Genomic DNA, 11,852 nt, shown 5'->3' with positions numbered 1-11,852 from the left:
ATTATTTATTGTTAAAATCTCGCCTTTTTTTCAAGGAGAGAATATGAAAATATTACAAGAATTTAAAACATTTGCAATGCGTGGAAATGTTGTAGATTTAGCTGTGGGTGTGGTTATAGGAACTGCTTTTGGTAAGATTGTAAGCTCACTTGTGGCTGATATTATTATGCCTATTGTTGGAGTTTTAACAGGCGGAGTTGATTTTAGTGATTTAAAATTGGTTATTAAAGAAGGTGCTAAAGAAGCTGAAAATGTAACCGTTAATTATGGTTTATTTATTCAAAATATAGTTGATTTTTTAATCATTGCGTTTTCAATTTTCGTTGTTGTAAAGCTAATCAATAAGCTTAAAAAAGCAGAAAAAGAAGAAGAAAAACCAGCTCCTGCTCCAGCTCCAAGCGAAGATATAGTGCTGCTAACAGAAATCAGAGATTTATTAAAAAATAAAAACTAATTTTATTAGTATTAGCTATAATCTCCTAATTTAAAGGGAGATTTTATGCTAATTATTAAAAAATTAATTATATTTTTATTTTTTATAAGTTCTATAGAAAATATTGATAAATTAACACAATCTTCTAATATTAACGATAAAAATCAAGCTATTAAAATTTATAAATATTATTGCGACTTAAACTATGCTTTAGCTTGTTATAAGCTAGGTTTAGAATATTTTAATAATGAAAAATTATTTATAAAATCGTGTGATTTAGGATATGCAAATGCTTGCAATAAATTAGCTGATATTTATATTTTAGATATAAATAAAAATAGGTTTTATAATAAATTATCTTGCGAGTATGGTAATGATTTTGATTGTTTAGCTTCGTTTGATACAGATTCTATTGATTTTGATAGACTAGCTAAATATTGCAGAAAAAATAAAAAATATACTTGTGATTTTCTTAGAAAAGAAAGCATAAAACATAATAAAATTGATTATTTTGTAGTTTCTGATAAAAATTATGAAAGGCTTTATAAATTATGTAAAGAAGATAATTCTAAAGCTTGTTTTACTCTTGCATTAGAACTAAATAATATAAATATTTTTAGTGATATTTTATATAAAAAATCTTGTGAATTAGGTGAGAGTAAGGCTTGTATGTTTTTAAAGGATAATAAATGAGAATTTTTATAATTATTATGATATTTTTTATTAATATAAATGCTAATGAGTTTTGTGATATTTTGGTTAAAAAATATGTAAAAGATTATGATTTTATAGATAAATTTAAGGATAAATGTAAAGCAATAAATGAGATTTATTTAAGTTTAGATAATAAAGAAAAATACAAAATAAATGAAATATATTTAAAACATTGTAATGATAAAAATTATAAATATTGTGATTATTTAAAACAACTTTATTTAAATTCTTTAATTACTGATAAAAATATTTATTTTAGAGCATTAGAGCTGGGTTGTTATGATAATAATTCTTGTTTTGATATAGTTTATGCTTTAATAAATGAGAATTCTAAAAATCAAGAATATTTTTATAAATTGCTTGAAAATAAATGTAATGAAGATAGTAGGTTTTGCTATGTTTTTATAAATTATAAATATAAAACTAATGATGATTTGATGTGTGAGAAAAACCCTAGCACTTGTTATGAATTAGCAGTTAATAAAGATGAAATTAAAAAGGCTAAATATTTAAGAAGAGCTTGTGGTAATAATATAAATGAAGCTTGTATGCTAATAAAAGATTATAAAAAAGCGTGTGATAATAAATATGCTAAAGCTTGTGAAATTTTAGCTAAAGAATTTAAGGATAAAAAGGATTATAAAGCTTTAAAGTATTATATGAAATTAGCTTGTAAGTATGGTGGAAGTTGTTATAGTTATGATTTTAATCAAGATAATATGCTTAATATTTATAAAGATGAATGCGATATAACAAAACTAAATTCTTGTAAAAAATATATAGAAAATACTACTAATTTAAACAAGGATTTTTACAATAATTATTCTAAAATATATGAGAATTTGTGTTTAAATAGCAATATTATGTTTTGTAAAGATGCTGTTATGATTGAATATAAAATGAAAAATTATAAAAGAGCAAAATATTTTATAGATTATATATGTTTAAAAAATAATGATTTATGTAAAGAATTATCAATTAATTATCTAAAAGATATTTATAAGGAGGAATTATGAAAAAGATTTTAATTTTATTTTTATACTTGTTTTGTTGTTATGTAGATGATGATTATGAATGTAAAAATAATGATTTAAATGCTTGTTATAAAGTGATAAAAAGTAGTCCTTCACCTATTGATTTTTGTCAAAATGTTGAAGAGTTTAATTATAAAAAAACTTGTGCTGAATATTTTTATGATATTACAAGAGTTGCTCATCAATATCAAGCTAAGGAATTAAGAGATAAGTTATATATGGATTTTCCAAAAGTTTGCATTGATTTTATATATGCTCAAAGACATCTTTCTAATACTATAATAGAAGAAAGTTTATCTATGGCTTGCGAAATAGATTATATAAAAGCTTGCGATTTATTGGTTGAGCATAAAATGGTAGATAATGTTAAATATGTTGAAAAATCGTGCAATGCGGGAAATTATAATGCTTGTGTTGAGCTTGAATATATAAAATTAAAAAACAATAATTTAGCGTTAGCAGAAACTGAATGCTTACAAAATAATAATTGTGAAAAAGCTTTTAATGAAGGCACAAAAAATCAAGAAATTTTATTAAAACTATGTGAAAACAAAAATGAAAAAGCTTGTTTAAGATACGCTGAATTAAACGCTAGTAAAAATAATGGAAAATATGATGAATATAGTTTAAAAGCTTGTGAAATTAATGTTAATGTTTGTATGCAAAAAGCTAAATTTGTAGAGCAATTTTTACAATTTGATTTTGAAGGTAATATCAAAACACTTAAAAGATATTATGAAATAGCTTGTGAAAAAGGACTTGATATAGCCTGTGAAGAGTTTAAAAGGGTTGAAGCACTAAACCCAGATGATTATAAATTTGATGGTAAGGTAAAAACAATTGGGATTAAATTTTGATATTTTGATTAAGAATTTAAAATAGAAATTACAAGATTTATGAAATGCTAGTATTTTTGTAATTATAAAATAATTAAGGAGAAAAAATGTATATAGATGAAAATACTTTAAAATTTTATTTAAATGATGATGATTATAAGAAACTAGAAAATAGCAAGAAAGCTATTAATAAAAGATTTGATAGTGTAAAGGAAGTTTTTGAAATTATTACTGATAAAAACAATAATTTTGACAAACCAGCAATTATTGATAAGGTAAAAAAACTTTATAGTAATTCAAATAATAATGTTAAAAAGCTTATAGATGATGATAATGATAATAGAGACTTGGCTAGAATTTTTATTAATGATACTAGGTTTCATGGTATTAAAGAGCAGAATAAAGAACTACAAAAGTTTTTACTGCAAAGTATAAAAAACGATAAAAATTATATAAAACAATACAATTTTATCACTCATTTACTTAGCATTATGGGTGGTTTTGATTTTACTGAAAACCCAAATGTTACACCAAAAGTTATAAATGAATATAGAATTTTAAGTAATAAACAAAAAGAATATGATTTTGAAGGTTCTACATACTCTCAAGGGACTTGTGCTTGGATCAATTCTCATTTTTCTGATAATACTTTGTTTATAGAATTTGTTGATTTTATAAAAAATTGTAAAGAGAAATATGATGGTGCTAACATAGGTAGAACAAATATAGCGTTATGCTATCCAGGTAGGGTAACCAATATAAACACTAACGATTTTGACAACCCTGATAACATAAAAAACGATTATAACAAACAACAAGAGATTTTAAACTATCGCTTTCCGTATAAGTTCATGTGGATGTGGGCGAATGCTGATAATGTAATCCATCCTATAAGCTTAGATGCTTTTAGGAACTTTTTAAAATCTGATTTTATGCAAGAGATTTTTAAAGAGTTACCAAAAGATGAAAACTTCAAAATATTAAAATGCAAATTAAAAGGCAAAGATAATAAAAAAGAAACAGAAGATGATTTTAAAAAATTTGATTTAGAAAAATATGCTGAAATTATTACAGATTGTCATTTTGATAGTTTCCCGAAAATTTGGCAAAGCGTAAGTAATAAAATTTATAAAAAAATTTTTGGAAAAGATGTAAAAATAACAGAAGATCATTTACAAAAACTATCAAAAGTTATATCTCTTTTATGTATAGGCGAAACTGATATGAAAAATATCTCAGATTTACTTAAAACTCATAAGCAAATCATACTTTATGGAGTGCCAGGGACAGGTAAGACTTATTCAGCTAAAGAGATTATAAAAGAATGGCAAACCAAATCACAAGCAGAAAGCTTAGTAGAAAAAGCTAAAGCTGATGAGAAAAATGAGCTAGATGATTGTAAATTTAGCAAACTACTTGTAGATAAAAATCAAAATAAAAAAGATGAAGAAAAATATAAAAATTTCAGTAAAGATACAAATATAATATGGGATATAGTGCAGTTTCATCCAAATTATTCTTATCAAGATTTTATAGGTGGTATAGCTCCAAATGTAAAAAATGATGGTAGTTTATCTTATAAGCTAAATGATGGGATATTTAAGAAGTTTTGCGATTGTGCAAAAGAAAATAAAGAAAAGGATTTTATTTTTATAATAGATGAGATAAATAGGGCTAATCTTAGCGAAGTATTTGGGGAGTTACTTTATGCTCTTGAATATCGTGATGAGAATGTAAGTGTGGCTAATTTTGATGAGTTTTGTATACCTAGCAATGTCTATATCATAGGCACTATGAATAATGTAGATAAAAGCTTGGCTACATTTGATTTAGCACTTAGAAGAAGATTTGGTTTTTATGAAGTGGGTGTGGATTATGGTGCAATACATGAAGCTTTTAAAGAATATAAACAATCAAATGATGAAAAAGATAATTTTAATAATATAGATAGCTATGTTCAAAGATGTATAGAACTAAATTATTTTTTATCAGGTGATGAAGATTTAAGCGATTATGAAGATAAGAAAAAGAAAGAGTTAGAAGCTATAAAGCTAGAAAATACTCAAGATTATTACAAAATCGGTCATGCGTATTTTATGAAAATAAAAAGCTTTATAAAAGATGATGAAAAAAATATCAACCGAAGCCACTTAGAAAAGCTTTGGATTTATCATATTGAGCCACTTTTGATGGAATATCTAGGATTAAGTTATGATGATAATAACATCAAAGAAAGAATTGGCAAAATAAAAGAATATTTTACAAAAAAGTTAGATGAAGAATGAATGATTTAACAATCAAAGAAAATGCAAAAGAAATTAAAAATATAGCCTTATTTGATTGTGGTGAGCGTGAATGTAAGTTTGCAGTCAAGACAAATGTAGGGCTAATTCAAAAAACTATAAAAGAGCTAAAAGACAATAAGCTAGATTTTATAAGCATTAGTGCGAATGCTTATAAAAAAGATGATGTTGATATAATTGATTGTGATTATATTGATGAAAATAATATCATTTTAAAAACTTCTTATTATGTAGGCTTTTACTCAAAAGGCACTGTAAATATTACTATTTCTCCACGCTTTGGAAATACTATTAGGAATTATCTTTACTCATACGCTTTAGGGCTTTATTTACCTAAAAGCGTTACAGGTTCGGCAAGTTCTGAACATAATCACTGGCTTTTATGTATGCTTTGGGTTGGCTCGCTTGAATACGCCTTAAACAAATCAAATATCCCTAAAAACTACGAAAGAATAAAGAAAAATCAAAAGTATTTTAAAGGTAGCCTAGATGTAGCAAACCACATAAAACACAACCTTGTAAATGCTAATAGATTTTATTGTTCTTACTCAAAGCAAACTTATAATACCCCTATAAATAGAGCTATTTTAAAAGCATACGATCATCTTTTAAAGCTAGGTTTTAGTGGTATGCTAAACAGCGTTTCATCACACATTCAAATGCTAAGAGATTTTGGAGTAAGTGATGATGTGAGATTAGATGAGTTAAAAAGCATACACTATACCCCGCTAAATAAAGCTTATCAAAAGGTAGTATCTTTAAGTGAGCTAATCATCAAAAATCAAGGCTCAAAATCAAGTTTTAATAATTCAAATGGTTTTGGATATTTTTTGGATTTAAGCGAAGTTTGGGAAGGGTATTTATATAAGCTAATGAGTAAAAATTTGCAAGGTTTTAAGGTTGTTAATGGTAATTTTGCTAGTAAAAATTATCTTTTTAATGATAATAAAAGAGAGCTTAGACCTGATTTTTTTATCTATAAAGATAGTAAGCTCGTAGCTGTGCTAGATGCAAAATATAAAAATTATTCTTGTTTTGGTCAAATATCTTGTGTGGATGGTGCTATAAGTAGAGAAGACTTGTATCAAATGAGTGCTTATATTTATAGATTTAACGCACCTTTGGGGATATTTTTATCTCCAAACACTGATGATATGGCTATGGAGCAAGTAACTGGTAAAGATAGCAAAATGGCTATTTTAGGGATTAACTTAAATAGTATCAAAGAAGATGAAAGTCCAATATTAGAATTAAAAAGCAAAGAACAAATTTTTATAAGTAATTTATTACATTTATTAAAAGATTATTAATATAAAAATTATTTTAATATTTGTAATTTTTAATAATTTTATATATATTTCTAATAAATTTCATAAATTATTGGCGGATTTAAATGTTAGAAAACGAAACTAGAGCAAAATATATTGATATAAAGCTAGAAAACGCTGGGTGGCTTAAGGAAAACATTAGGAAAGAGTATTATTTCACTGATGGTAGGATACTAAACTTAGTGATTATGCAATAGATTTTATGATTTAGATTTATTAGAAGGGTACAATTACTATAATAGCAAGAGTACCTTATATTCAAAAATCTAAATTTCAAACCTTTAAAGGTATTGTATAGTAAATTTAAATTCGTAATACATTATCACTTAGTTAATACCTTTAATTGAAAATACACTAATCTTATGTTTAGATGATTATTAATATATATAAGCTTTTCTATTGATATAGAACCTATATTTTTTAAAGCTACTTTTCTAATAAGATGATAATTTTCATCTTTTGAGTTTATATAATCTCTACTACCGTCCAATTTAGGTAAGAATAACGTAAAAAATAAATTTTCATCTTTAATATTTTCTATTTCTTTTTTTCTAATATCGTATATTCCACTATCATAGTTATTTTTATTGACATTTAAATAGTTTAATAAATCAGCTTTTTCAATTATACAATTCACTGTACCAATACCTTTTTCTATTTCAAAGAAGGCCTCTATGTCTTCGCAAGAATTAACACTTATATATAATTTTGCTTCCCCATGACCACAGCCATTTTTATTGTTAGGATATACAAAACAATCTGGAATTTTAATATCCTTAATACCACTATGTTTATTATATTGTTTTCCATCAATTATCTTATACATAATTCCTCCTATTTTAGTTATATTCTTATAATTATATATATAATAAGTTAATGGTGTTTATTGAGTTTTTCTATTTAAATCAACTTCGGAAATAGAATTTTATTCTTTATGATTAAAAGACAATTTTATGATAAAAATTTTTCTAACTTACATCGATTTTTAATAAATGTAAGTTAGAAAAGTACAAATAAAAACAGATATTTATCTAAATAAACTCATTTTTAAATAACACTACAAGTTTGTAAAAGTTCTAATATAACTTAGAATATGTATTTAATCGTATTTTCGTTTTTATGTTGTTTGTTAAGTTTTCTTAATTTGTAATTGGGTATATAATCATTATTTAACTTGATAAGTTTGATTATAAGTATTTAAGAGAACCTGCTAATTTATTAAATCATATAAAATCACTTATAAAAGATGAAAAAATGCATTATATTATGCTTGATGAAGTTTAGTTTTTAAAAAACTTTGAAGAGGTTTTAAACACGCTTTTATATTTTGACAATGTTGATGTGTATGTAACGGGCGGTATTCTAAGTTTTTATCAAGCGATGTTATAACGGAGTTTTGTGGTAGAGGAGATGAGCTATATTTATACCCACTTAGCTTTAAAGAATTTATGCAAACAAAAGATGATATAAATACAGCTTGGAATGAATAATAGTATGGGGCGGAATGCCATTTGTGGCGACTCTGCCTACATAAGAGCAAAAAAGTGCTTATTTGCAAAATCTTTTTAAGGAAGTTTATTTAAAAGATTTAATTGAAAGAAACAATATCAGCAAAACTTATGAACTAGAAAGCTTGTTAGATATTTTGGCTTCAAATATAGGAGCACTTGCAAACCCTAGCACCATAGAAAAAAACATTTGCTAGTAAAGGCATAAAGATAAGCAATGTAACTATTAAAAATTATATAGATTTTTTACAAGATTGTTTTTTGATAAGTAGTGCAAATCGTTATGATGTAAAAGGGCGAAAATATATAGGCACTCCACTTAAATACTATTATGAAGATATAGGCTTAAGAAACGTTATGTTAAAGTATAGACAAATAAAATTAAAACACATATTAAGAAAATATAATCTACAAAGAGTTTAAATCTCGTGGATATATGGTATATGTGGGTGTGATAGAAGTGTATAAATGTAATATGGGAAAAACATTAATAAATCTTTAGAAGTTGATTTTGTAATAAACAAATCAGATGAAAGGATATATATTTAATCAGCTTTCAGTATGTCAAGCGAAGAAAAAAAGGCTCAAGAAAAACAATCTTTAATAAACATAAAAGATAACTTTTATTAAAGTTAATCTACTTAATTTTACGATAATGATAGACTTTTACTATAAATCTACTTGATTTTTACTTGATGATAAATATTTAAAAGTATGATGGGTAAAGGACAAAAATGCAAAATAAAATAGACCAAATAACAGACATTTTAAGGCGTGATGATGGTATTAGTGGGGCTATGCATTATACGGAGCAAATTAGCTGGATACTATTTTTAAAATTCTTAGATGATTATGAAAAAGAGCTTGAAGATAAGGCGTTTTATGATGATAAAGAATATGTAAGTATACTTGATAGCAAATTTGCGTGGAGTAGTTGGGCAGCACCTAAAAAAGAAGATGGCACACTAGATATTAAAAACGCTTTAAGTGGTGATGATTTGACTAATTTTGTAAATAATGAGCTTTTTGTCTATCTAAAAAGTTTTAAAAATAACGATGATTTTAAAAGCATTGAGTATAAAATCGGTGGTATTTTTGAAAATATTGACAACAGAATAAGTAGCGGACACACGCTAAGAGATATCATAAATATCATTGATGAATGTAACTTTAGTAAAGATGATGATGTGTTTGCACTAAGCCTAGTGTATGAAAAACTGCTAAAAGATATGGGGAGCGATGGGGGGGGGAATAGTGGGGAATTTTATACCCCAAGACCACTTATAAAAGCTATCGTTGAAGTGATAGACCCAAAGGCAAATGAGCGTGTGTATGATCCTGCCTGTGGTAGTTGTGGGTTTTTGTGTGAGAGTTTTTTGCATGTGATGAGGGATAAAACAAGCCTTAGCAATGATGAGATAGATTTTATGCAAAATGATGCCTTGCACGGCAAAGAAAAGACCCCACTAAGCTATGCAATGGGTGTTATGAATATGATTTTACACGGCATAAAATCTCCAAATATCATCAAAACAAACACCCTAAATAAAAAAATCACCGATATAAGCGAAGATGATAGATATGAAATAATCCTAGCAAATCCACCATTTGGTGGCAAAGAAAAAGAGCAAATCCAAAACAACTTTTTAGTAAAATCAAACGCCACTGAGCTACTATTTTTGCAACATATCCTAAAAAGCCTTAAGATAAACGGCAAATGTGCTATGGTAGTGCCTGAAGGAGTACTGTTTCAAAACTCAAACGCCTTTACGAGTGTAAAGCAAGATTTGGTAAATGAGTATAATTTAGAGTGCGTTTTAAGCCTTCCTAGTGGGGTGTTTTTGCCTTATAGTGCAGTGAAGACTAATGTGCTGTTTTTCTCGCTTGGCAAAAGGTTTTTAAATTATAGTGATGAGGTGTATTATTATGAGCTAGTGCCACCTTATAAACTCACTAAAAATAAGCCTTTAGAGTATGAGCATTTTAAAGATTTTCTAACTTGTGTTAAGGAGCGTAAAATCACTGAAAACTCATGGCTAGTAAGCAAAAGCGAACTTGCTCTTAAAAACTATGATTTAAGTGCAAAAAATCCAAACATAAAAGAAGAAAAAGAGCTAAGAAGCGTAGATGAAATTCTAAACTCACTTAGCAAAAACCTAGCAAAATCAAGCGAACTTTTAAAAAAGCTAGGTATTTAAGCTTTGTGGAAAAATATAATAAACGAAAAATCGTTTAGTGATTTTAATAAATATAAATTTCAATTATCTGCAGTGGAATTTAAAATAGGAATTGCGTTTGGTGTTTGTAATTTAAGCTTATTTTGTATATGATAAATATTTTAAAAATTAAAAGGAAATAAAATGATCAAAATACCATCTAATTCAATAACTAAAAAAGTAGGTTTTATATTTTTACTTGCAATATTACTTCAAATACCATTGTTTTTTATAAACGGAATAATAAATGAGAGAAATGATACTTATGAAAATATGGTTGATACTCTAGGTAATGAATGGGGTCAAAAGCAAACAATACACGGGATTTTTCTAGTAATAAATGGCACTAAAGAACAAAAAATAAAAGATGAAGAAGGCAATACGATTACGCAAAAAGTCCCTTACGAAAAAATCATAATCCCAAGCCAAATTGATGTAAAAATTGATATTTTAGATGAGGTTAGACAAAAAGGAATATATAAAGCTAGTGTTTATAACGCAAATATTAACATTGGTGGTAATTTTGCTGATTTAGATGAAAAATTACCGCAAGACTTTGATGAAATTTATTTATCTTTAGGTTTATTAGATGCAAAATCATTAGTAAATATCTCAACTTTTAAACTAAATAGCATTGATTTAAAACCAAATGCAGGGACAAATAGTAAAAATTCTCATTTAAGATATGGAATTTCATCACTAATTAATAAAAATATGTTGAAAAATAATACACCTTTTGAAATTTCTTTCACATTAAGGGGCTCAAAAGGTATAGAGATACTTCCTTTAGCGCAAAAGAATACCTTAGATATTAATTCAAAAGAAAGCAAACCGAGTTTTTATGGGACATTGCCTGTTAGCAAAAATCTTGATAATAACGGCTTTAATGCAAAATATGAAATTATGCCATTTACTATGAATTATCAAAAAGCTATAAATAATTCAAATCATTATCTAAATGATAATCTAATCGGTATTAATCTATACGAAGGCATTACTCATTACAGACAAGTAATAAGAGCTGCTAAATACGGCATATTATTTATAATGCTTAGCTTATTTGTGGTTTATGTTTTTGAAATTTTAGGCAAAAAACCAACTCATTATATCCAATACGGAGTTGTTGGATTTTCGCTAACTTTGTTTTATTTGGTTTTGCTTTCAATGTCAGAATATTTTAGTTTTGAACTTGCCTATATTATCGCTACATTAATGGTCGTAATACCAAACGCACTTTATATAAAAGCTCTTACAAATAGCAAAAAATTTGGTTTTGGAATGCTGCTATTTTTAGGCGGTGTTTATGCAGTATTGTTTTCTGTGCTTCAAATGGAGCAATTCGCACTAATTACTGGAACAATTCTTATAATGATAGTTTTATATGTTCTTATGTATATTACAAAAAATATTGATAATTTTTTGGATAAAAAGGCTGAATAATTAGGATATTAAAGGATAAAAAATATTGAAATTCCGATTT

The 11,852-nt window shown here is 26.1% G+C and carries 11 protein-coding genes; 10 read left to right on the top strand and 1 reads right to left on the bottom strand.

Features of this window, described 5'->3' with window-relative positions:
• The first annotated feature begins 43 nt into the window (after positions 1 to 43).
• The 7 genes from mscL to AVBRAN_RS11050 all read left to right on the top strand — a co-directional run bounded on the left by mscL (position 44) and on the right by AVBRAN_RS11050 (position 6,845).
• Positions 44 to 454: a large-conductance mechanosensitive channel protein MscL gene (gene mscL, locus AVBRAN_RS05530; protein WP_214150124.1), complete on the top strand. Its 411-nt coding sequence runs from the start codon at positions 44 to 46 to the stop codon at positions 452 to 454.
• A 45-nt stretch (positions 455 to 499) separates the two neighbouring features.
• Positions 500 to 1,126, top strand: a complete 627-nt coding sequence (locus AVBRAN_RS05525) for a hypothetical protein (protein WP_239802687.1) — start codon at positions 500 to 502, stop codon at positions 1,124 to 1,126.
• Positions 1,123 to 2,163, top strand: a complete 1,041-nt coding sequence (locus AVBRAN_RS05520; protein WP_239802686.1) for a hypothetical protein — start codon at positions 1,123 to 1,125, stop codon at positions 2,161 to 2,163. Before AVBRAN_RS05525 ends, AVBRAN_RS05520 begins: the two co-directional genes overlap by 4 nt.
• A complete protein-coding gene (locus AVBRAN_RS05515; protein ID WP_239802685.1) occupies positions 2,160 to 3,038 on the top strand; it encodes a hypothetical protein in 879 nt (292 codons plus the stop codon). Before AVBRAN_RS05520 ends, AVBRAN_RS05515 begins: the two co-directional genes overlap by 4 nt.
• Positions 3,039 to 3,124: 86 nt before the next feature.
• The gene (locus tag AVBRAN_RS05510) at positions 3,125 to 5,302 is read left to right on the top strand and encodes an AAA family ATPase (protein WP_239802684.1); all 2,178 of its coding nucleotides are present in this window, start codon (positions 3,125 to 3,127) and stop codon (positions 5,300 to 5,302) included.
• Positions 5,299 to 6,630 carry an McrC family protein gene (locus AVBRAN_RS05505; RefSeq protein ID WP_239802683.1) on the top strand — a complete coding sequence of 444 codons (1,332 nt, stop codon included), beginning with the start codon at positions 5,299 to 5,301 and terminating at the stop codon, positions 6,628 to 6,630. Before AVBRAN_RS05510 ends, AVBRAN_RS05505 begins: the two co-directional genes overlap by 4 nt.
• A gap of 83 nt (positions 6,631 to 6,713) precedes the next feature.
• Entirely contained in the window at positions 6,714 to 6,845 is a 132-nt protein-coding gene (locus tag AVBRAN_RS11050; protein WP_275591980.1) for a hypothetical protein, read from the top strand.
• A 125-nt stretch (positions 6,846 to 6,970) separates the two neighbouring features.
• Here the strand turns inward: AVBRAN_RS11050 and AVBRAN_RS05500 are convergent, their stop codons facing one another.
• Positions 6,971 to 7,474, bottom strand: a complete 504-nt coding sequence (locus AVBRAN_RS05500) for a hypothetical protein (RefSeq protein WP_239802682.1) — start codon at positions 7,472 to 7,474, stop codon at positions 6,971 to 6,973.
• 726 nt (positions 7,475 to 8,200) lie between these two features.
• Between AVBRAN_RS05500 and AVBRAN_RS05495 the strand changes: the two genes are divergently transcribed.
• The 3 genes from AVBRAN_RS05495 to creD all read left to right on the top strand — a co-directional run bounded on the left by AVBRAN_RS05495 (position 8,201) and on the right by creD (position 11,812).
• The gene (locus AVBRAN_RS05495) at positions 8,201 to 8,353 is read left to right on the top strand and encodes a hypothetical protein (RefSeq protein WP_239802681.1); all 153 of its coding nucleotides are present in this window, start codon (positions 8,201 to 8,203) and stop codon (positions 8,351 to 8,353) included.
• A 537-nt stretch (positions 8,354 to 8,890) separates the two neighbouring features.
• Positions 8,891 to 10,354: a type I restriction-modification system subunit M gene (locus AVBRAN_RS05490; RefSeq protein WP_239802680.1), complete on the top strand. Its 1,464-nt coding sequence runs from the start codon at positions 8,891 to 8,893 to the stop codon at positions 10,352 to 10,354.
• A gap of 162 nt (positions 10,355 to 10,516) precedes the next feature.
• Positions 10,517 to 11,812, top strand: a complete 1,296-nt coding sequence (gene creD / locus AVBRAN_RS05485) for a cell envelope integrity protein CreD (protein WP_239802679.1) — start codon at positions 10,517 to 10,519, stop codon at positions 11,810 to 11,812.
• Positions 11,813 to 11,852 lie beyond the last annotated feature (40 nt).

It is taken from the genome of Campylobacter sp. RM12651 (assembly GCF_022369475.1).
In the GTDB taxonomy this organism is placed as follows: domain Bacteria; phylum Campylobacterota; class Campylobacteria; order Campylobacterales; family Campylobacteraceae; genus Campylobacter_E.
This window is presented reverse-complemented; position numbering and strand designations above follow the sequence as displayed.

What these genes read in the sequence shown, in the direction of transcription:
- mscL (WP_214150124.1), top strand. Translation starts at nt 44, where the DNA reads ATGAAAATATTACAAGAATTTAAAACATTTGCAATGCGTGGAAATGTT.
- AVBRAN_RS05525 (WP_239802687.1), top strand. Translation starts at nt 500, where the DNA reads ATGCTAATTATTAAAAAATTAATTATATTTTTATTTTTTATAAGTTCT.
- AVBRAN_RS05520 (WP_239802686.1), top strand. Translation starts at nt 1,123, where the DNA reads ATGAGAATTTTTATAATTATTATGATATTTTTTATTAATATAAATGCT.
- AVBRAN_RS05515 (WP_239802685.1), top strand. Translation starts at nt 2,160, where the DNA reads ATGAAAAAGATTTTAATTTTATTTTTATACTTGTTTTGTTGTTATGTA.
- AVBRAN_RS05510 (WP_239802684.1), top strand. Translation starts at nt 3,125, where the DNA reads ATGTATATAGATGAAAATACTTTAAAATTTTATTTAAATGATGATGAT.
- AVBRAN_RS05505 (WP_239802683.1), top strand. Translation starts at nt 5,299, where the DNA reads ATGAATGATTTAACAATCAAAGAAAATGCAAAAGAAATTAAAAATATA.
- AVBRAN_RS11050 (WP_275591980.1), top strand. Translation starts at nt 6,714, where the DNA reads ATGTTAGAAAACGAAACTAGAGCAAAATATATTGATATAAAGCTAGAA.
- AVBRAN_RS05500 (WP_239802682.1), bottom strand. Translation starts at nt 7,474, where the DNA reads ATGTATAAGATAATTGATGGAAAACAATATAATAAACATAGTGGTATT.
- AVBRAN_RS05490 (WP_239802680.1), top strand. Translation starts at nt 8,891, where the DNA reads ATGCAAAATAAAATAGACCAAATAACAGACATTTTAAGGCGTGATGAT.
- creD (WP_239802679.1), top strand. Translation starts at nt 10,517, where the DNA reads ATGATCAAAATACCATCTAATTCAATAACTAAAAAAGTAGGTTTTATA.